The sequence below is a fragment of the Glycomyces sp. NPDC049804 genome (assembly GCF_040674615.1).
GTDB lineage: Bacteria > Actinomycetota > Actinomycetes > Mycobacteriales > Micromonosporaceae > Glycomyces > Glycomyces niveus.
Genome location: NZ_JBFAMQ010000009.1, coordinates 166,629 through 186,864, shown reverse-complemented (window position 1 = coordinate 186,864; position 20,236 = coordinate 166,629). Strand labels below are relative to the sequence as shown.

Genomic DNA, 20,236 nt, shown 5'->3' with positions numbered 1-20,236 from the left:
GTCCCCGCGCTCATCTACGCCGCCCTCAACGCCGACGGCGCGGGCGCGGGCGGCTGGGGCGTCCCGATGGCCACCGACATCGCCTTCGCCGTCGGTGTGCTGGCCCTGTTCGGCTCCCGTATCCCTTCGGCCGCACGGGTCTTCCTGCTCACCCTGGCGATCGTCGACGACCTGGGCGCGATCGCGGTCATCGCCGTGTTCTACACCGACGACATCCACACCGGCTGGCTGACCGCGGCCGGGGTCATCCTCGCGACCGCGATCGTGCTGCGGCTGCTCAACGTCTGGTCCGCGCCGGTGTACCTCATCGTCGGCGTCGCCCTGTGGCTGGCGATGCTCGAATCGGGCATCCACGCCACGATCGCGGGCGTCATCATGGGCCTGATCATCGCCGCCAAGCCCCTGTTCGACCCCGCCGCCGCGCACGCGCGCGCCCAGGAGCTCGCGAAGGAGGGCCTGACGGCCGAGGAGACCGAGCAGCTGGTGCGGTTGCGCCGCGACGCGATCGCGCCGACCGAGCGGCTCCAGGCGGCCAACCACCCGTTCTCCTCGTTCGTCGTGCTGCCGCTGTTCGCGCTCGCCAACGCCGGCGTGGCGCTCTCGGGCGACCTCGTCGCCGCGGCCGCGTCCTCGGCGGTCACCCTCGGCATCGTGCTGGGGCTCGTGGTCGGCAAGACGCTCGGCATCACCCTCACCACCTGGATCGTCGTGAAGCTCGGTATCGGCCGCCTCCCGGAGGGGACGGGCTGGCCGCTGCTGACCGGCATCGCCGCCGTGGCCGGGATCGGGTTCACCGTCGCCTTGTTCATCACCGAGCTCGCCTTCCGCGGCACCGAGGCGCTCACCGCCGAGGCCAAGATCGGCGTCCTCGCCGGATCACTCCTGGCCGCCCTCATCGGCGCCGCCCTCGTCGCCCTCACCGCACCCAGACACCCGCAAGACGCACCCGAGGACTAATCCGCTTGCCCGAACCGCTTGCAGCCGTGAGAATCGCGCCGTGACACGAACCTACGACCCGGCCGCGTTGGACGGGGAGACGCTCGACGCCGTGCTCTACGACCGACTCAACCCGTGGGGCGCTAGCGACGCCTTCTACCTCGACCTGGTCATGGCCGCCGACCGGGTGCTCGACGTCGGGTGCGGGACCGGGACCCTGCTGCGAAGGGCCAGGGCCGAGGGGCACGCCGGGCACCTGGCCGGCCTCGATCCCGACCCAGCGATGCTCGATCAGGCCCGCGAGAGCGACGCGGCCGAATGGCGGCTCGCCACCGCGGCGCAGGCGTCTTGGACCGGCGAATTCGACCTGGCGGTCATGAGCGGCAACGCGTTCCAGCTCCTGCTCGACGACGCCGCCGTCCACGACTCGCTCGTCGCGATCCGCCGCGCCCTGGCCAGTGGCGGGAGGTTCGCCTTCGACACGCGCAACCCGGCGCGCCGCGAATGGCGGCAGTGGAATCCCGACCACCCGTACGAGGTCACCGACCCGGCCGGTGCCCGACTGCGCGTCCACCACGAGGCGAGCGAGCCCGACGACGACGGCGTGGTCACCGTGGCAACGGTCTTCACCGGGCCGTACTGGGACCGGCCGCTCACCGCTTCCGGGGCCCTCCGCTTCACCGAAGTGTCCGACCTGGACCGGCTCCTGGCTGCGGCCGGGTTCACGGTCGCCGAGCGGTACGGCACCTGGGACCGCGACCCCTTCCACCCGAACGATTCCGGTTCGATCATCACCATCGCCGCCGCCTGAGCGCGGTCCGCCCTCGACTGCGGCCGCCAAGGGAGGGTCTCGGCCACGCCGACGCCCGAATCTCAATGCTTGACCTTGACCTGAGGTCAAGGTAGAAGGTTTCGGCATCGGCAGCCAGCCTCGCGGGTCCCCGAGGGGCTTCGACGACTGCCTCGACCAGTTCGAGCACGCGCTCCAGGACACGACCCTGCTCGACCTCTCCAGACGCGTCGCCGAAGCCGCGACCTGGGATCCGCAGGGCCCCCGCATCGAGCGCCTCGCCGCCGAAGCGGCCGACCACTACCTCGCCGACCCCGCGCCCTGAAGACCGTCACCGGCATGCAGGCCCGCACCGACACCGCCGCCCGGTACGCGATGAACGCCCGCCGCGGCGACTGCCGACCCCGCCTTGGCCCGGCTCGCCGCGCTGTTCGAGGCGCGGCCACGCGCCAACGGCATCCGGGCCCCCCAGACCGAACGACGGCTGACCTCCGTCAGGTTCGAGAGCAGCAGTCCTTCCGAGCCCCAGCAGCCGTCGTTGACTCCGGACACCGTTGCGGGCGTAAGCGTGCGGTCATCGGCGGGGGCAAGCCGCCCCCCGGCGGGCGTGAACGCCTGACGCGGAACGCGAACACCGGTAGGGTGCGACGGATGCCGACACATGATCTCTCCCGCACGCTCACTTGGCAGGGCCGGACGATCGCGTGGGAACGCTTCGGGTCCGGGCCCGCGCTGACGCTCCTGCACGGCACGCCCTGGTCGTCCTACCTGTGGCGGCCCTTCGCCGACGCGCTCGCCGACCGCTTCACCGTCCACCTCTGGGACATGCCAGGTTACGGCCGCTCCTCGAAGGACCCGTCCCACGCCGTCGACCTGGGCTTCCAGTCCGAACTCTTCGCGCACCTGCTCCAAGAGTGGGGCCTCGAGCGGCCCCACGTGATCGCCCACGACTACGGCGGCACGGTCGCGCTGCGCGCCCGCCTGCTCCACGGCGCCCGGTACGCCTCACTGTGCCTGATCGACGTGGTGGCGCTGCGGCCCTGGGGTTCGCCGTTCTACCGCCTCGTGCGCGAGCACGCCGACGTCCTCACTCAGTTGCCGCCTCCCGTGCACCGCGGGGCCGTCGAGGCGTACATCCGCGGCGCCTCCCACCGCGGGGTCGGCGACGCCGACCTCGAGGCGCTGGTCGAACCGTGGACCGGTGAGACCGGACAGGGGGCGTTCTACCGGCAGATCGCGCAGGCCGACGAGCGGTTCACCGACGAGGTCGAGGACCGCTACGGCGACATCGACGAACCGACCCGCATCGTGTGGGGCGCCGACGACGCCTGGATCCCCGTGGACCACGCCCACCGACTCCAGGAGGCCATGCCGCGCGCCTCGCTCGCGATCATCGAGGACGCCGGCCACCTCGTCCACCTCGACGCACCGGTCCGCCTCGCGGCCGCACTCACGCGCTGGACCGAGTCCGTGCGCTGACGGTCGCGGCGGGCCGTCCGTTGGTCGGGAGTATCCTGCGCCGGCGCCTCTCGGGCCGGTCGTTCAGACTCCCGGCCTTCCACACGGCCGCCCGTTCGGCGCAGGTCGCCGAATCGGGCTCGCCTGCGGTGCAGCGGCGGTCGAGCACATCGCAGAGGCCAGCATCTCCCCGAAATCACGCCAACGCGGCGCCTGCGGTCGTCAAGGAGGGGGCCGGTGGCAGGGCTAATGCTCGATGGTGAGGCGCAGGCCGGTGACCTTGTGCGGCCTGATGGCGATGGCGGTGTCCAGCGGGCGCTGCAGCCAGGAGTGGACGCGGGGGCCGAGGCGCTCGGTGCGGCGGCTGTCGGTGACGTCCGAGGCGGTGCCGGCGACGAGGACGCTCCAGCCGAGCCGCGTGTGCTTGTCGATCGCATCCGCTTGGTAGGCGACGTGCAGACCGGGCTCCGCGAGGACCGCCTGGGCGAACGCGGTGTGATGCCCTGTGTGGACGATGATGAGGCCTTCGACCAGGACGTGATTGAGCGGCCTGATGGTCGGCCGGCCCTCCGAGATGAAGGCCACCCGCCCGAACTCCTCCTGCCCGAGCAGGCCGAGCGCGAGCGTCGCGTTCAGCGGCGTCGGGACACGCTTGTCGTCCACGTCCGCACCCCCTTCGGCCGCCCGCCCGCCCATTGGAACCGCGCCCTGTGGGACGCGGTGATCCCTTCGAACCCGACGCTACCAAGACCGGGCAGGGTGCGGATGCCGATCCGTGCCGACCGCGCCGCCGACGAGCCGTCTACGCGGACGACGATCGGCTGGTCGCGGGCGAGCTCGGCCGCGACGAGGCCGCACGGGAGGTGCTCGGCTCGGTCAGTGCCGCGTCCGCCGCGCCCCCGCCCGGTCGTGGTCGCCCGGTCCGGCGCCTGACCGCCCGCGCACGTGCGACCGGAGACCGCGGGCCGCCGCCGGGCAGTGGGGCCGGAGGTCGCACTCTCACGGGACGGACATCCCGGTCTCATGCAGGGCGGGAGGCCGTTCAGTCCACGGTGACCGTGATGCTGTGGAGTCCGGTGGCGCCGTCGGGGATGACGCCCTGGACCTCGCTGGTCTGGACGACGCCGTCGCCGTCGGTGGCGCGGACGGTGAGGGTGTGGTCGCCGGGGGAGGCGTCCCATTCGAGGAGCCACTGCCGCCAGGTTTCGGTGGTGGACACATCGGACAGTTCGCACGGCTGCCAGTCGCCGTCGTCGACGCGAAGCTCGACCGCCGAGATGCCGCGGTGCTGGGCCCAGGCGACGCCGGCGACGGCGACGGTGCCCGACTTGGCCTTCCGGCGGGGCGTGTCGATGCGGGACTGGGTTTTGATGGGCCTGGGGGTGGACCAGCCGCGGGTGATCCAGTACGCGTCGTAGGCGTCGAAGGTGGTCAGTTCGAGTTCGGTGAGCCACTTGGTCGCCGAGACGTACCCGTACAGGCCGGGGATGACCAGGCGGGCGGGCCAGCCGTGGTCGACGGGCAGGGGCTGGCCGTTCATGCCGACGGCGATGAGGGCGTCGCGGCCGTCGAACACGAGGTCGGTGGGGGAGCCGGCGGTCCAGCCGTCCGAGGAGCGGGAGACGAGCTGGTCGGCCTCGGGGTCGACGCCGGCTTCGGCGAGGAGGGCCGGGAGGGAGACGCCCAGCCAGCGGGCGTTGCCGACCAGGTCGCCGCCGACCTGGTTCGAGACGCAGCACAGGGTGATGTCGCGCTCGATGAGCTCGCGGCCGAGCAGATCGTCCATGGTGAACTCGAGTTCGCGGTCGACCATGCCGTGGACGCGGAGCCTCCAGGTGTCGACCTCGATGCGGGGCACTGTGATCGCGGTGTCGATGCGGTAGAAGTCGCCGTTGGGCGTCAGGTAGGAGGAGAGGCCTTCGGCGTCGAGGTCGGCGCGGGGGCCGGGTTCGACGGCGGGCGCGTCGGGTTCGGGCAGGACGAGCTGGTCGCGGTCGGCTTCGATCGCGGCCGGGCCGACCCTGGAGGCCCACCACGAGCCCGCGAGCGCGGCCGCGCCCACGCCGCCCGCGACAGCCAGGAACCGGCGTCGGCCCGCGGCTTCGGTCCGGTAGCGGTGGTCCCACCACTGGAGCCCCGCGAACGCGACCGCCGCGGCGAGGATCGACGGCACGGCCGCCGAGGCGCCCAGGCCCGGGAGGGCGACGGCCGCGGCCGCGCCGACGGCGGCGAAGACGGCGAGCGCGGCCCGCGCGGCCCAGGGGCGGGTGCGCCACAGCGCCCCGATCGCCGCTCCGGCGGCGGCGACCCCGAGGCCGATCCCGATGATGAGCAGGGGTTTGTCGAGGGTGCCGACGAGTTCGATGAACCAGTGCGACACCTCGAGGGGCACGACGGCGATGACGGTGTCGGCGAGGGCCGACAGCGGCGCGGCGCGCGGTGCGGTCAGGGCGGCGGCGAGGTGGCCGACGGCGAGGCCGGCGAGCGTCGCGACGAGGCCGGCCGCGGCCCAGGCGCGGCGTGAAGCGGGGTGCGCGGTGTCCATGCCTCCATGATCGCGCTTGTTTCGCCGCGGAACCGGCGATGGCGCTTACGATCCGCTAAAATCCGTCGCCCGGTCAGTCGCCGAGCGCCTGCGCGAAGTCGGCGACGAGGTCGTCGGGCGCCTCGATCCCGGCGGAGAACCTGATCAGGTCGTCCGGTATGTCCGGGTGGTCGTCCGCCTCCACGCGGGTCACCAGCGATTCGACGCTGCCGAGGCTCGCCGCCGCGTACGGCAGCCGCAAGGCCTTGACCAGGGTATCCGCCGCCGAGGCGCCGCCGACGGGCCGGAACGACAGGACCGAGCCGAAGCCGTCGAACCACGCCGCGGCCCGCCCGTGGTCGGGGTGCGCGGCCAGGCCGGGGTAGCGCACCTGCTCTATCGCCTCGTGCGCGGCCAGGAACCGGGCGACCGCGAGCGCGTTCGCGTTCTGCTGCCTGACCCGCAGCGCGAGCGTCTTGAGCCCGCGCGAGAGCAGGAACGCGGCGTGGGGGTCGAGCGCGGAGCCGTAGGCGCGCAGTACCGATCTGACGCGTTCGATCCGCGCGCGCGAGCCGGTGACCGCCCCGGCGGCGATGTCGGAGTGGCCGTTGAGGGCCTTCGTCGCCGAATGGCACACCAGGTCGAAGCCGACGGTGTGGGGCCTGAAGACGACCGGCGTGGCGAGGGTGTTGTCGATCAGGGAGGCCAGCCCGTGTTCGCGGGCGAAGCGGGCCGCGCCGACGAGGTCGCCGACCTGGACCGTCGGGTTGGTGATCGTCTCGGTCAGGAACGCGGCGGTGCGCGGGCGCAGCGCCCGCCGCCACGCGTCCGGGTCGCCGGGATCGACCAGGTCGTACGTCCAGCCGAGGCGGGCGGCGTGCTCGGTGAGGAACCGGCCGGTGCCGCCGTGGAAGACGCCCGCGGCGATGAGGTGGTCGCCCGCGCCGAGGACACTGTGGAGCGCGGCGGTGATCGCGGCCATGCCCGAGGCGGTGGCGGCGGCGGTCTCGGCGCCCTCGAGGGCCGCGAGCCGGTGCTCGAGGTGGCGCTGGGACGGGTTGGTGCCGAGCCGGATGTACGGGGCGTCGCCCGAGTCGGCCTCGAAGACGGTCCCCTGGAAGAGGGGGAAGACCACCGAGCCGTGCGCGCCGGGCCGCGGCTCGCCGCCGTGCACGGCCAGGGTCTCGAAGCGGGTTCGCTTGTCGCTCATGGGGCTGACGCTACGGCGGTCGGCGCCCGCTGTTCAACGAAATGCCCTTACATTTCGCTTACGTTCCCGCTGGTCCGGAGATCGCGGCGAGTTTCGGGACCGCCGCGTACAGGAGCTCGCGCACCTTGTGGAGGTTCGCCTCGAACACCGCGAGCACGGCCGCGTCGGTCACGGGCGCGACGCCCGGGGCCTCGTCGAGCCCGGCGTCGTAGTCGGTTACCAGGGCGATCCCCGCGAAGGGGATGCCGGCCTCCATGGCGAGCGGCGCCTCAGGGGACTGGGTCATGTTGACGACGTGCCAGCCGGATTCGCGGTGCGCGCGCGATTCGGCGCGGGTGGAGAAGCGGGGGCCGTTGATCACCACGACGGTGCCGCCGTCGTGCGCGGTCACGCCGGTCTCACCCGCGGCGTCGAGCAGGACGCGGCGCAGCCGCGGGTCGTACGGCTCGGCGAACGGGATGTGGACCGGTCCGTCCTCGAAGGACTCGTAGAACGTGGAGGACCGGCCCCAGGTGCGGTCGACGAGCTGGTCGCAGACGACGAACTCGCCGGGCCGGATCTCCGGGCGCAGCGACCCGGCCGCGAACGGGGCGATGAGCGCCCGCACGCCCAGCTGCCGCATGGCGTCCACATTGGCCCGGTAGTTGACGCGGTGCGGCGGGTACCGGTGGTCGGCGCCGTGCCGCGGCAGGAACGCCACCCGGGTCTCGCCGACGCGGGCGATGGTGACCGGCGCCGACGGCGACCCCCACGGCGTCTCGGCCTCCCAGGTCTCGGCGTCGTCGTCGAGCGTGTAGAAACCGGAGCCGCCGAAGACGCCGATGTCGGCCCGGGGCTGTCCTTCGTGCACAGTGTGCTCCTTCATCCTTGTCCCGCTTTGAATCGCGCCAGCTGCGCCCGCATGTCCTTGACGGCGCGGAGGGTGCCCCCGAGCGTGCCGGTCACCTTGCTCTTCCCGGTGCGGGCGCGGTAGGGGACGGGCCGTTCGGCGATGCGCCAGCCCGCGCTGCCGGCCCGCAGCACCATTTCGAGCGGCCAGCCGGAGCGGCGGTCGGCCATGCCGAGCCCGAGCAGCGCTTCGCGGCGGGCGGCCCGCATCGGTCCGAGGTCGGTGAGGGGCACGCCGAAGCCGCGGCGCACCTGCCGGGCGAGGTAGCGGTTGGCGAGGCGGTTGCGCAGCGGCTGCGCCCCCGCTTCGGCGTCCCGCGCGCCGAGCACCAGGTCGGCCTCGCCGTCCAGGACCGGCCCGCACACGCCGGGCAGGTCGGCGGGGTCCAAAGAGGCGTCGCAGTCCATGAACGCGACGACCGGGGCGGTGGCGGCGGCGAGCCCGGCGTAGCAGGCCGCGCCGAAACCGCGGCGCGACTCGGCCACCACGCGCGCGCCGAGCCGGGCGGCGACCTCGGCGGAGCCGTCGCTCGAGCCGTTGTCGACCACGATGGCGCGGTAGCCCTCCGGCATCCGCTCCAGCACCCAGGGGATCGCCTCGCGCTCGTCGAGCACGGGCAGGACCACGTCGACCGCGGCGGGCTCGAGCAGTTCGCGCACGCGCGCGGCCGTGCGCGTTCCCGGGACGTACGCGGCGACGGCGCGGGCGTCCCCGATGTCGTCGATGTCGCGCAGCACCGGCAGGTCCGCGACCGCCAGCCCGATCGCCTCGAGCTGCTTGCGCTGCAGCAGACCGGTGTCCGCCCGGCTCATCGGCACGCCCTCGAACGCTTCGGGGTGCGGCCGCGCCAAGCCCAGCGCCCACCAGCCGCCATCCTCGGCGAGCCCGAGCGCCGCTTCAGCGCCGTCGAGGACGACGGCCAGCGCCGCGTCGAGCAGCTCCGGCGTCACCTGCGGCGTGTCCATCCCGATCTGCAGGCCCGGCCCGCCCGCGTACGACCAGGCAGCCGCCAGCCGCTCGTTGAACGACCCCTCGACCTGCGGGAACACTTCGAACCCGGCAGGCAGCCACGGCCCCGGTTCGCCCTCGAGCGCGAGGAGGAACCGCTCCGCGCCGCACGCGGCCACCGCTTCGAGCGTGTCGGCCAGCGCGGCCTCGGCGACCGAGGCGGCCTCCGCAGGCGTGAGCGGTGGCGAGAGCCGGGTCTTGGACCGGCCCGCGACCGGGGCCTTCGCCATGACGAGGAGGTGGGTCCGCTGCATGCGTCCGATGCTACGGACCGGACCGGCCCCGGAACCCGCGAAGATCCTTACGGTATGCGAAAGTCTCGGCCCGTCGGGTGACGCGGGCCCGGGCGATCGGGCATCGTAGTGCCATGAGCTCCGAAGCCGACGACGTGCGCGTCCTCGTCGTCGACGACGACCCCGCGCTCGCGGAGGTCGTCGCCCGCTACCTGCGCCGTGACGGCTACGAGGTCGACTACGCCCCCGACGGCGAGGCCGGGCTCCGGCAGGCCCTCGCGACCCTGCCCGACCTGGTCGTCCTCGACCTCATGATGCCCGGCATGGACGGCTTCGAGGTGTGCCGCCGCCTGCGCGAGGCCACCGCGATCCCGGTCGTCATGCTCACCGCCCGCGGCGAGGAGAACGACCGCATCGCCGGGCTCGACCTCGGCGCCGACGACTACGTCACCAAACCCTTCTCCCCAGGCGAGCTCGCCGCCCGCGTCCGGGCCGTCCTGCGCCGCTCCGCCGCCCCGCCCGCGCCCGCCGCGCTCCTCACCGGCGGCGACGTCGAGATCGACACCGTCGCCCACGTCGTGCGCCGCAAAGGCGAGCCGATCACACTCACCACGAAGGAGTACGACCTGCTCGTGTGCTTCCTGACCCACCCCGGGCGGGCCTTCCGCCGCGAGGAGCTGCTGGAGACCGTGTGGGGCTGGAGCATCGGCGACACGTCCACCGTCACGGTCCATGTGCGCCGCCTGCGCGAGAAGGTCGAGGCCGACGCGTCCGCGCCCCGGCACCTCGCGACCGTGCGCGGCGTCGGCTACCGGTGGGAGCCGTGATGGCCCACCCGCGCCGCTTCGCCGGCTCCCTGCTCATCCTCGCGGTCGCGCTCGCCGCCGCCACCGTGCTCGCGTTCGCGTTCGACTTCCCGCCCAAGGACATCGCCGTCCTCATCGCCGTCGCCGCGGTCGCCTCCTCCGTGGCCGGCGTCGGCGGCGGCCTCGTGCTCCGCCGCCTGCGCAGCCGCCCCGCCCGCGTCCAGACCATGACCGTCGCCCTCTCCTCGGTCCTGGTCGCCGCCACCGGCGTCGTCACCGCCGCCCTCGCCATGTTCATCTCCTTCCACGACCTCGTGCTCCTCTTCGTGGTCCTCATCGTCGCCTCAGGCGTGGCCTTCGGCGCGGCCTGGCAGCTCGGCGACGACATCGGCGCGGGCGCCGAACAGGTCGGCGCGTACGCCCGCACCATGGTCGGCAGCGACGGCCGCATCAGCGCCGCGTCCGCCCCGCCCGTGACCGGCCCGGTCGAACTCGCCTCGCTCGCAGGCGAACTCGCCGCCGTCTCCCGCCGACTCGACGAGTCGCAGCGGCGCGAGCGCGCCCTCGAATCCTCACGCCGCGAACTCATCGCCTGGGTCTCGCACGACCTCCGCGCGCCCCTCGCCACGATCCGCGCCATGGCCGAAGCGCTCGACGACGGCGTGGTCGACGACGACGCCGCCGTCAAGCGCTACCACTCCCAGATCCGCACCGACGCCGAACGCCTCACCGCCCTCGTCGACGACCTCTTCGAACTCTCCCGCATCAACAGCGGCTCTCTCCGCCTCGGCAGCGAGAAGGTCGAAGTGTGCGACGCCCTCGCCGACGCGCTGGCCGGGGCCGGCGCCGCCGCCGAAGTCAAGGGCGTCACCCTCGTCGAACGGGTCGCGCCGCTCCCGCCGATCGAGGTCGCCGCGCGCGAATACTGCCGCGCCCTGGACAACCTCTTCGACAACGCGATCCGGCACACGCCGCCGGGCGGCACCGTCACCGTCGAGGCCGCCGCCTCCACGGACGCCGCGATCCTGCACGTCACCGACGAGTGCGGCGGCATCCCCGACGCCGACCTGCCGCGCGTGTTCGACATCGCCTTCCGCGGCGACCAGGCCCGCGCCCGCGACGACCGCGGCGGCGGCCTCGGCCTCGCGATCAGCCGCGGCCTCATCGAAGCCCACGGCGGCGAGGTGACCGTCGCGAACGCCGCCGGCGGCTGCCGCTTCACCGTCACCCTCCCCAGCGGATCACGATGACCGGCCGCCGGGCGGCGCTCCAGGCCGCCTCAGTCCTCACCGCATGGGCACTGCTCCTGGCCCTCGTCTGGATACTCGGCCAAGAGAAGCTCGCCAACGCCACCGGCAACCTCCAACTCGGCGCGATGCCCCTCTACGGCAGCTGGGAATGGCACGTCGACGCCGGGCTCCTCGCCCCTATCGCCATGGGTGCGTTGATCATCGCCTTCCTCCCCCCGATCTGCGCGCGCTGGCGCTGGCGCTACGCCCTGTTCGCGACCACACTGGCGGGCACCGCGTTCAGCCTCGCCGCGGCCGTCGCACACTCGCACCCGCTGACCTGGATCGACCTCGACAACCACTACGCGGGCCACACGGACCTCGTGGACGAGGCGGGCGGCTTCGGCCCGTTCCTCGAGGGCTACACCGCGGTCCAGCTCGCGGGCGACGTCCCGGTCCACATGCAGTCGCACCCTCCCGGGCTGGTCCTGTTCTTCTGGGCCGCAGAGCAAGTCGGCCTCGACGGCCTCGTCTTCCAGAACACTGTCGTCAAACTCGGCGTCGCGGCCGCGATCGCCGCGGCCCTGACGATCGGCCGCGACGTCGCCGGAGAGCGCCCGACTCGCCGGGCCGCGCCGTTCCTCGCCCTCGCGCCCGCGGCGTTCTGGCAGAACAACGCCGACCTGGTCTTCGCGGGCGTCACCCTTGCGGCCGTCGCCTGCCTCGTACTGGCCACGAGCCGTTCCGGCGGCCGGGCCGCGCTGCTCACCGCCGCGGGCGGCCTGCTCGCGGGCGCGGCGCTCATGCTGTCCTTCTCCGCCGCACTGCTGGCGGTCCCGCTCGTCGCGGTCGCGGTCGGGCGCCGCCGCTGGGGCGTGCTCCTCGGCGGCGGCGCGCTGGCCGCCGCGGTCGTGCTCCTGCCGCTGGCGTGGGGCTACTGGTGGCTCGAAGGGCTGCAGGCCACGCGGGTGCGGTACTACGCGGGCGTGGCCGCGCTGCGCGGGTACTGGTACTTCCTGCTCGCGAACCTCGCGGTGTTCGCGCTCGCGCTCGGCCCGGCGACCGCGGTGGCGCTCTCCCGCCTGCGCGACCGCCGCATGTGGCTCGTGGTCGGCTCGTGCCTGGCGGCCGTGGCCGCCGCGGACCTCTCGGGCATGTCATCGTCCGAAGTGGAGCGGATCTGGCAGCCGTTCATGCCCCTGGTGCTCCTGGCCGGATGCGCCTTGACGCGCCCCCGCGCGTGGCTGGCGCTCCAACTGGCCGTCGCCGTCGTCATCGCCGCCGCGCTGCGAGTGCAGTGGTGAACTTGAGAAAGGACCGAACATGCGTGTACTCGTGACCGGCGGCGCCGGCTTCATCGGCGGCGGGATCGTCGAACGGCTCGCCGCGCGCGGCGACCAGGTCGTCGTCCTCGACTCCCTCACCGCCCACGAGAAGGCCCCCGATCTGCCGGACTCGGTCGAGCTCATCGTCGGCGACCTCAACGACGAGGACGCCGTGCGGAACGCGACCGAGGGCGTCGACGCGGTCTGCCACCAGGCGGCCCGTGTAGGCCTCGGCGTCGACTTCGACGACGTGACCGGCTATGTCGCCGACAACGACCTCGGCACCGCGACCCTGCTGCGGGCGCTGTGGCGGCGCTCGTTCGCCGGCCGCCTCGTCGTCGCGTCCTCGATGGTCGTCTACGGCGAAGGCCGCTACCGGTGCCCCGAGCACGGTGAAGTGCGCGCCGAGCCGCGACGCCGCGCCGACCTCGACGAGGGCCGGTTCGACCCCCGCTGCCCGCGCTGCGGCGCCGACCTGGCGTGGGCACCGGTCACCGAGGACGCCTCCCTCGATCCCCGGAACGTGTACGCCGCCACCAAGGTCCACACCGAGCACCTCGCGTTCCTGTACGGCCGGGAGTCGGGCGCGCGGGTCTGCGCCCTGCGCTACCACAACGTCTACGGCCCCCGGATGCCCCGCGACACGCCGTACGCCGGGGTCGCGAGCATCTTCCGCAGCGCGCTCGAGTCCGGCGGCGTGCCGAGGGTGTTCGAGGACGGCGCCCAGACCCGCGACTTCGTGCACGTCCACGATGTCGCCCGCGCGAACGTCCTCGCCCTCGACGGCGACTGGGTGGGCGCCTGCAACATCGCCAGCGGCGAGCCGCACACTGTCGGCGACATGGCCCGCGCCCTCGCGGCGGCGTTCCCGGGCGCCCCCGAACCGGTGGTCACGGGGGAGTACCGGCTCGGCGACGTCCGCCATGTCGTCGCCTCCCCGGACCTCGCCGCCGCGGCCATCGGCTTCCGCGCCGAGACCGCGTTCGCGGACGGCATGCGGGCCTTCGCGAGCGACCCGCTCCGCTGAATCACCGCCCGTCCCGCAAGGCCCGCTCCGGTTCCTTCGCCCGTCGCCGCAGGTAGGCGAGCGCGAGCGCGGCCACCGCGAGCGGGATCAGCAGGTACCAGCCGAGCGCCGTGGCGATCGCGGCCGTGCACGCGGTGGCGAACGCCGCGCCCCAGCGGGCGCGCCCGTGGAGGAGCTTCACGGCCGCGGCGCACGCGAGGACCGTGACCGACGCGAGCGCGGCCGAGGTGGCGCGCATGAGGAAGTCGAGGTCGAGGCGGAGGACCACCGCGAGCGCGAGGACGGCGGCGGTCGCCGCCGCCTGCACGGCGAGGCTGCGGTGGGGCGTGCGGCCGGGCTCGACGCCTTCGGCGAGCGGCGCCGGCATCGCGCCGTCGCGGGCGAGGGCCGCGCCGAGCCGGGACGAGCCGGCGATGAAGGTGTTCATGGCGCCCAAGGCGAGCAGGCCCGCGCACACGGCCGTGACCGGCCCGGCGGCCGGCCCGAACGCGTAGGCGAGCAGGTCCGCGAGCGGCACGGGGGAGTCGGCGGCGGCAGGGCCGAGGACGCCCGCGGTCGCCGAGGCGAGCGCGAGGTAGATCGCGGCGACGATCGCCAGGGCGAGGGCGGTGACGCGGCGCAGCTGCCGGGCCGGGTCGGTGAACTCGCCGGAGAGGTGGCTGGCGGCCTCCCAGCCGGAGAAGGCGTAGAACAGGACCGCGGCGGCCGAGAGGACCCCCGCGAAACCGTTGGGCGCGAACGGGGTCAGGTTGCCGACGTCGAAGTGCGGGAGCGCGGCGGCGCAGGCGCCCGCGAGGAGGGCGATGAGCAGGCCCATGAGGACGAGCTGCGCGCCGCCCGAGAGCCGCAGGCCGATGTGGTTGGCGGCGAACGCGATCGCGAGGAGTGCGACGGCGATCGCGGTGACGCCGGCGCCGCCGAGCCCGGCGGCGTCCGCGATGTAGGCGGCGCCGACGAGCGCGGCCGAGGGCGCGCCGACGGGGATGACGGCGTAGAACCACCAGCCGCAGACGGCGGCGGCGCGGTCGCCGAACGCCGCGCGCGTGAAGGTGGCGACCCCGCCGGCGTCGGGGCGCTGGGTCGCGAGCGCGGCGAACGTGGCGGCGACGGGGATCGACAGGAGCAGCATCGCGGCCCAGGCGACGAGCGCGGCGGGGCCGGCCGCGGCGGCGGCCAGGCCGGGGAGGGCGAGCACGCCGGGGCCGAGCACGGCACCGAGGTAGAGGGCGGTCCCTCGGGACGTCCCGAGCGAACCGTGAGGGCGGAGGCGGGTGGTCATGGGACCAAAGGTTAGGCATCCATTCGGCCTCATCGCGGTCCCGCCGAACGTTTGACCGGAATCGGCGCGACAATACGCGGATGGACGAACTTGACGCGTCGATCGTGCGCCTCCTCCAGACGGATGCGCGGCTCTCGAACCGCGAACTCGCCCGCCGCATCGGCGTCGCGCCCTCGACCGCGCTGGAGCGCGTGCGGTCCTTGACGAAGCGCGGCGTGATCCGCGGCTACGGCGCGGAGGTGGACCTGGCCGCCATCGGCCGCAACGCGCAGGCGCTCGTCACGGTCCAGCTCGGCCAGCACCAGCGGGCCGCCTACGAGGGCTTCCGCGAGACCGTCGGCTCCTGGCCCGAGGTCCTCACCGTCTTCACGGTCTCCGGCGGCGGCGACATCGTCCTCCATGTGGCCGTGCAGGACACTGAGCGGCTGCACTCGTTCCTGGTGGACCGCCTGGCGACCCGGCCCGAGGTGGCCCGGTTCCAGACGTCGATGGTGTTCCAGCGCCTGCACAACCGGATCGTCGAACCGCTCGAGTAGCCGTCACGGTGCCGGGGCCGCCGCCTCGAGCCGCGGCGGCGCGCTGCCGCGCAGGCGGTCGAGCCAGACGTCGATGGTGTTCCAGCGCCTGCACAACCGGATCGTCGAACCGCTCGAGTAGCCGTTACGGCGCCGGGGCCGCCGCCTCGAGCCGCGGCGGAGCGCTGCCGCGCAGGCGGTCGAGCCAGTCGTCGGCCGGGCAGCGGCGCAGGTCGGTGTACCGGCGCCGGAACTCGGCGAGGAGCGACCGCAGCCGCTGCGGGGCGTCCGCCCGCAGCAGCGCTTCGGCCGACGCCGCGAAGCACGCGAGCGCCGCCTCCTGAAGCGTGTCGTCCGCCAAGCCGATGCGCGCGGCCTCCTCCCACACGCGCGTGGGCGGCTGCGGCCGCCCGTCGCACAGCGCCTCGGTCGCCTCGTACGCGGCGGCGGCCGCCCGCCGGTCGTCCATGAGGGTCGTCGCGACGATCGCGGGCACGATCCAGCCGTCGCCGTGCTGCTGGTCGATCATGCGCAGCTCGAGCCAGCCGCGCGGCCGCACGGGCGGGAAGAGCGTGCTCATGTGGTACTCGACGTCATCGCGCGTGGGCCACCGGCCGTCGTGGCCGTGCCGGATCCAGTCGCGCAGGGTCATGCCCGGCGGCACGTCCCACGGGCGCGGCGGGTCGCAGCGGTGGCACATGACCTCGGAGTCGAGCACCCACTGGGCGAAGTCGCGGCGCAGGTCGCCCTCCTCGGAGACCGCGCGGCCCCACCCGGGCAGCCTGCACCACAGGGCCTGGCGGGTGGAGTTCCAGCCGCTGGGGCGCCCGTCGAGTTCGGGCGAGTTCGCGAACGCGGCGATCAGGACCGGCCCGAGCCGGTGCGCGAGGTCCCAGCGGCGGCGCAGCTCGGCTTCGTCGTCGCCCGCGTCCAGGTTGACCTGGACGGATGCGGTGCCGCACATGACCATGCGACCCCACTGCCCCTCGCGGTCGTAGTACCGCTCCATGGTCCGGTAGCGGTCGTCGTCGACGTAGCGGACCGGGTTGGAGGAGCCGTCGAAGCCGCCGCCGCGCACGGTCTGGCCGCGCGTGGCGAGGGCCGCTTCGAGCGCGGCCTGGTCGGTCTCGGCGGACGCGACGCACGCGGCGAGGTCGTCGGCCGGCGCGGAGCTCATCTCGACCTGGCCGCCGGCCTCGCGGCTGACGGCGCCGCCGTTGGGCAGGTCCCAGCGGGTCTCCAGGTCGCCGCGCGGTTCGACGAGCCATTCGAGCTCGACGCCGACGCGCCGCGAGGGTCCGGTGACGAAGCCCCGCCGCCCGATGTAGGCGGCCGCCTCGTCCGCAGTGAACGGCGTGTCCATGCAACCTCTCCTTTCGGAGCCGAGATGCAGAGCGTCCCGTGCGGGATCACCCGTCGGGAGGCATCGGGAGGATGCCCAGAACGGCGCCCGTTAAGCCGGACCGGCCGGGGCCTGCGCGGCCTTCGGAACACCGATATGAAGGTAACTTGTGTTTCCGGGCGGGTCGGTCACTTTGCGAGTACTGCCGCCAGGAACGCGGCAAGGGACTCCGTGACCTGCCCGGGAGCCTCTTCGGCCATGTGGTGGCCCGATTCGACGACCGCCCGGCGCACCGGCCGCTCGCACCATTGCTCCCAGATAGCACCCGGATCGCCGTACCGCCGCCCGGTGTCGTCGCGGCTCGACCACATGGCCAGCACCGGCGCCCGCACCCGCCGCCCGGCCTCCCGGTCGGCCGCGTCGAGCCGCGGGTCGACGGCCAGCCCCGCCCGGTAGTCCTCGACCATGGCCCTGACCGTGCGCGGATCGGCCACGGCGGCACTGGTGTAGGCGTGGTTCTCGGCGCCCATGGCGGCCTCGTCCAGCCGGTACCACGCCAGCGGGTCGGCGGTGATCACGCGCTCGGCGTGTGGCGAGGCGCCGAGGAAGAACCAGTGCCACCACGCCGCCGCGAAGGCCGCGTCCGCCCGCTCGAGCGTCTCGACGATCGGCACGCCGTCGCACACCCCCAGCGCGCTCACCCGCTCCGGATGGTCCATCGCGGTCCGGAAGGCCGCGTACGCCCCGCGGTCGTGGCCGACGACGGCGAACGCCTCCCGGCCGAGCGCCGACATCAGCGCCGCGAAGTCGCCCGCCATCGCCCGGTCGCAGTAGACCAGGTGCTCGTCGTCCGGTTCGGGCTTCGAGGAGCGGCCGTACCCGCGCATGTCGGGGCAGACCACCAAGTAGCCCTGCTCGGCGAGCGCGGGAGCCACCCGGTACCAGGTCGCGTGCGTGCGCGGGTGCCCGTGCAGCAGCAGCACCGCGGGCCCTTCGCCGCCCGACCGGCCGTGCAGCGCCACACCCGGCGCGGTCTCGATGTCCCATTCGTCGAATCCGCTGAACATGGCCGTTGAGATACCCGCCGCGCCGCGTCCGACACGTCGATCAGGGCCGGGCCAGGGCCTCGTCGAAGATCCGGCGGTGCGCGAAGAGGTGGGCGTGCTCTCGCCTGCTCCACGCGATGCGGTCGGCCATCTGCTCTGCCGTGGCCGGCGCGGTCGCCGGTCGGGCCTGGAAGCCCGCCCAGAACCGCACGTTCCGCGCCTGCCGCTCGAGCACGCAGTCGACCAGGACCTGCCGCTCGGGCGAAGCCAGCCCGTACGCGTCGGCGATGAGCCGCACCTGCCCGGCCTGCCGGGCCGGGGGCATCGTCCCCGTCGAGGAGATCGACCACGTCCAGGCCAGGTAGGCGACATCTTCGAGCGGGTCGCCGGGGGCGGCCTCGGCGAAGTCGATGAACGCCGCGGGTACGCCGTCCTGGAAGACCGCGTTGTTCGGGCCCGGGTCGTGGTGGCAGACCACCTCGAACCGCGCGGCCAGCCCGCTGCCTCGGGTCGCGTCGTGCATGGCCCGCAGCAGGACCGCCGCCGCCCGCACCTGCCCGTCAGACCACGCCTGGAACCGCGAGGGCACCGTCCCGGGAATGAACGACAGCAGGTCCGCCCCGCCCTCCTGCCCCAGGTACCGCGGCGCGCCGGTGAAACCCCGTTCCTCGAGCAGCCGCAGCAGCGCGGCCATGAAACCCGAGCCCTCGCACGCCGGTCGCCGCACGGTGTCGCCGACCCGGACGACACCGGCCGCGATCCGCCCGCCGGTCAACGGCACCGCACTCTCGGAACTCAAACCGCACCACCGGAATCCGGTGCGCCAGGGTCAGGGGCGACTCGATGATCCACGCCCCGACCCTACCGGCCGCGGCTCAGGTCGCGAGCAGGTAGACGATCGCCACCGTGCCGATGGAGGCGATGATGCCGCGGAGCGCGGACGGGGAGAGTCTGCGGCCGACCCGGGCGCCGACGATCCCGCCGAGGGCCGATCCGACCGCGATGAGGGCGACCACGAGCCAGTCGACACTGGCGGGGGCGATGATGAGGAACGTGACCGCCGCGATCAGGTTCACGGCCATGACGAGCAGGTTCTTGATCCCGTTGAGGGACTGCACGGTCTCGACGGTGAGCATGCTCAGCAGCCCCACGATGAGGATGCCCTGCGCGGCGCCGAAGTAGCCGCCGTACACGCCCAGTAGGAACACGCCGGCGAAGGTGACGACGTTCCTCCGCACTGGAGTCCCGGTGGGCGCGGGCCGGCCGGCAGCCCGCCGGGCGGCGCTGCGCTGCACGAGCGGCCCGAGGAGGACCATCGCGATGCCAAGGGCGATCAGCGCGGGCACGATCAGTTCGAACGCCTCGGACGGCAGCACGAACAGGAGCGCCGCGCCGCCGATGCCCCCGGCCGTCGACGCTGGCAGCAGCAGTCGTGCCAGAGTCGCGCGCAGTTCTCTGCGGTAGCCGATGGTCCCCGACAGGCTGCCGGGGACGAGGCCGAGCGTGTTGGAGACGTTCGCGACCACGGGCGGGCAGCCGAACAGCAGGAGCACGGGGAAGGAGATGAGCGTCCCCGATCCGACGACGACATTGATCATCCCGGCGCCGAACCCGGCCGCCATGATCGCGCTCAGTTCGAGCCAGCCTGAAAGGCCGCTGGTCAGGTCGATGGTCGCGGACATCCGGTGCTCCCACGGTCGGCGGCGCTGGTCGCGCACTTGAGGGACGGTGCGGTCCGAAGTCTGCGCCATGCGCGCGAGCCTCGCGCGACCGGGCCGAGCGGATGTGCTGTGCACGCTTCCCGCAAGGGCCGCTCCCGGACCGAGCGCCGGGAGCGGCCCGCCGCCGCTACAGGTCGTGGCGGGCGAGGAATTCCAGGACGGTCCGGTGCCAGGCCTCGGGCTGCTCCAGCATGAGCACGTGCCCGGCCTTGATCTGGGCGTGCTCCGCTCCGGGGATGCGCTCGGCGAGGTACCGGTGGTTCGCGGGATCGACCAGCAGGTCCTCGGTCGCCTCGATCACCAGCGTCGGCACGCTGATCCCGGCCAGGTCCCCGGTGGTGTCGACCCGTCCGACCAGTGCCGCCTGCGCCGCGGTGCCGCCGGGAATCGTGGCGGCGATGCCCTCGATCGTGGGGGCGAGCGCTTCGGGCGGCATGCCGTTGGCGAACGCGGGGCTGAAGGCCGAGGCGAGGACGAAGCGCGCGAAGGAGTCGCGGTCGTCCGCGGCCAGGAGCGCGCTCCACAAGTCGAGTGCCAGGCGCAGCCGGTTGTCGGGCCGGGCGAGGCCCGCGGCGAGGACGAGGCCGGTCACGCGTCCCGGGTGGCGGGCGGCGGCGCGGACGGCGACGGCCGTGCCGAGCGAGAAGCCGATGATGGTGAACCGCTCGGTGGCGGCTTCGGCCACGAGGGCGTCGGCGAGGGCGTCGAGGTCCAGCGGCGTGTCGTCGCCCGGGAAGTCGGACCCGGTCACCTTGTGGCCCTTGGCCAGAAGCGGGATGAGGCTGCCGAAGTTCGCTTCGATGCCGCCGCCCGCGCCGTGGGCGAGGACGATGCCGGGGCCGGAGCCGGAGGTCTTGGTAGTGAGAGAAATGTTCGCCATGGCGGCGACGTTATGGTT

The 20,236-nt window shown here is 73.8% G+C and carries 19 protein-coding genes and 1 pseudogene; 8 read left to right on the top strand and 12 right to left on the bottom strand.

What is annotated here, in order from left to right:
• The 3 genes from nhaA to AB0K52_RS16695 all read left to right on the top strand — a co-directional run.
• Window positions 1-957 (top strand): Na+/H+ antiporter NhaA (nhaA, locus tag AB0K52_RS16705; protein ID WP_363532576.1); only part of this gene is annotated, 957 nt, incomplete at its 5' end.
• 40 nt (window positions 958-997) lie between these two features.
• Window positions 998-1,747, top strand: a complete 750-nt coding sequence (locus AB0K52_RS16700) for a class I SAM-dependent methyltransferase (protein WP_363532573.1) — start codon at window positions 998-1,000, stop codon at window positions 1,745-1,747.
• A 630-nt stretch (window positions 1,748-2,377) separates the two neighbouring features.
• A complete protein-coding gene (locus tag AB0K52_RS16695; RefSeq protein WP_363532570.1) occupies window positions 2,378-3,205 on the top strand; it encodes an alpha/beta fold hydrolase in 828 nt (275 codons plus the stop codon).
• A gap of 225 nt (window positions 3,206-3,430) precedes the next feature.
• Here the strand turns inward: AB0K52_RS16695 and AB0K52_RS16690 are convergent, their stop codons facing one another.
• The 6 genes and pseudogenes from AB0K52_RS16690 to AB0K52_RS16665 all read right to left on the bottom strand — a co-directional run.
• Window positions 3,431-3,847 carry a pyridoxamine 5'-phosphate oxidase family protein gene (locus AB0K52_RS16690; protein ID WP_363532567.1) on the bottom strand — a complete coding sequence of 139 codons (417 nt, stop codon included), beginning with the start codon at window positions 3,845-3,847 and terminating at the stop codon, window positions 3,431-3,433.
• A gap of 379 nt (window positions 3,848-4,226) precedes the next feature.
• Window positions 4,227-5,729, bottom strand: coding sequence for a molybdopterin-dependent oxidoreductase (locus AB0K52_RS16685; RefSeq protein WP_363532564.1), 1,503 nt, complete (start codon window positions 5,727-5,729; stop codon window positions 4,227-4,229).
• Window positions 5,730-5,802: 73 nt separating this feature from the next.
• Window positions 5,803-6,918 carry a PLP-dependent transferase gene (locus tag AB0K52_RS16680; protein ID WP_363532561.1) on the bottom strand — a complete coding sequence of 372 codons (1,116 nt, stop codon included), beginning with the start codon at window positions 6,916-6,918 and terminating at the stop codon, window positions 5,803-5,805.
• 58 nt (window positions 6,919-6,976) lie between these two features.
• Window positions 6,977-7,768 carry an S-methyl-5'-thioadenosine phosphorylase gene (locus AB0K52_RS16675; protein WP_363532558.1) on the bottom strand — a complete coding sequence of 264 codons (792 nt, stop codon included), beginning with the start codon at window positions 7,766-7,768 and terminating at the stop codon, window positions 6,977-6,979.
• A gap of 11 nt (window positions 7,769-7,779) precedes the next feature.
• Entirely contained in the window at window positions 7,780-8,466 is a 687-nt protein-coding gene (locus tag AB0K52_RS16670; protein WP_363532601.1) for a glycosyltransferase family 2 protein, read from the bottom strand.
• A 156-nt stretch (window positions 8,467-8,622) separates the two neighbouring features.
• A pseudogene (locus tag AB0K52_RS16665) lies at window positions 8,623-9,045 on the bottom strand (DUF2064 domain-containing protein); the annotation flags it as partial.
• A 137-nt stretch (window positions 9,046-9,182) separates the two neighbouring features.
• Here AB0K52_RS16665 and AB0K52_RS16660 point away from each other — a divergent pair.
• From AB0K52_RS16660 to AB0K52_RS16645, 4 genes are read left to right on the top strand one after another with little or no spacing between them, the layout of a single operon-like run.
• A complete protein-coding gene (locus AB0K52_RS16660) occupies window positions 9,183-9,875 on the top strand; it encodes a response regulator transcription factor (protein WP_363532555.1) in 693 nt (230 codons plus the stop codon).
• Entirely contained in the window at window positions 9,875-11,104 is a 1,230-nt protein-coding gene (locus AB0K52_RS16655) for a HAMP domain-containing sensor histidine kinase (RefSeq protein WP_363532552.1), read from the top strand. Before AB0K52_RS16660 ends, AB0K52_RS16655 begins: the two co-directional genes overlap by 1 nt.
• Complete coding sequence (locus AB0K52_RS16650) at window positions 11,101-12,387, top strand: hypothetical protein (RefSeq protein WP_363532549.1); 1,287 nt, start codon at window positions 11,101-11,103, stop codon at window positions 12,385-12,387. The genes AB0K52_RS16655 and AB0K52_RS16650 overlap by 4 nt, the downstream gene beginning before the upstream one ends.
• Window positions 12,388-12,406: 19 nt before the next feature.
• Window positions 12,407-13,435 (top strand): NAD-dependent epimerase/dehydratase family protein, encoded by a 1,029-nt coding sequence (locus AB0K52_RS16645; RefSeq protein ID WP_363532546.1) that lies wholly within the window; start codon window positions 12,407-12,409, stop codon window positions 13,433-13,435.
• A gap of 1 nt (window position 13,436) precedes the next feature.
• Here the strand turns inward: AB0K52_RS16645 and AB0K52_RS16640 are convergent, their stop codons facing one another.
• Window positions 13,437-14,714, bottom strand: coding sequence for an APC family permease (locus AB0K52_RS16640; RefSeq protein ID WP_363532543.1), 1,278 nt, complete (start codon window positions 14,712-14,714; stop codon window positions 13,437-13,439).
• An 80-nt stretch (window positions 14,715-14,794) separates the two neighbouring features.
• Between AB0K52_RS16640 and AB0K52_RS16635 the strand changes: the two genes are divergently transcribed.
• On the top strand, window positions 14,795-15,250 hold the full coding sequence (locus tag AB0K52_RS16635) for an Lrp/AsnC family transcriptional regulator (protein ID WP_363532540.1): 456 nt from the start codon (window positions 14,795-14,797) through the stop codon (window positions 15,248-15,250).
• Between the two features lie 124 nt (window positions 15,251-15,374).
• On the opposite strand, the gene AB0K52_RS16630 is transcribed toward AB0K52_RS16635, so the two are convergent.
• From AB0K52_RS16630 to AB0K52_RS16610, 5 genes are all read right to left on the bottom strand, one after another.
• The gene (locus AB0K52_RS16630) at window positions 15,375-16,592 is read right to left on the bottom strand and encodes a glutamate-cysteine ligase family protein (RefSeq protein WP_363532537.1); all 1,218 of its coding nucleotides are present in this window, start codon (window positions 16,590-16,592) and stop codon (window positions 15,375-15,377) included.
• Between the two features lie 167 nt (window positions 16,593-16,759).
• On the bottom strand, window positions 16,760-17,638 hold the full coding sequence (locus AB0K52_RS16625; protein WP_363532534.1) for an alpha/beta hydrolase: 879 nt from the start codon (window positions 17,636-17,638) through the stop codon (window positions 16,760-16,762).
• Between the two features lie 40 nt (window positions 17,639-17,678).
• Window positions 17,679-18,416: a phosphotransferase gene (locus tag AB0K52_RS16620; protein ID WP_363532531.1), complete on the bottom strand. Its 738-nt coding sequence runs from the start codon at window positions 18,414-18,416 to the stop codon at window positions 17,679-17,681.
• A 76-nt stretch (window positions 18,417-18,492) separates the two neighbouring features.
• A complete protein-coding gene (locus AB0K52_RS16615) occupies window positions 18,493-19,368 on the bottom strand; it encodes a sulfite exporter TauE/SafE family protein (RefSeq protein WP_363532528.1) in 876 nt (291 codons plus the stop codon).
• A gap of 97 nt (window positions 19,369-19,465) precedes the next feature.
• Complete coding sequence (locus tag AB0K52_RS16610) at window positions 19,466-20,218, bottom strand: alpha/beta hydrolase (RefSeq protein ID WP_363532525.1); 753 nt, start codon at window positions 20,216-20,218, stop codon at window positions 19,466-19,468.
• Window positions 20,219-20,236 lie beyond the last annotated feature (18 nt).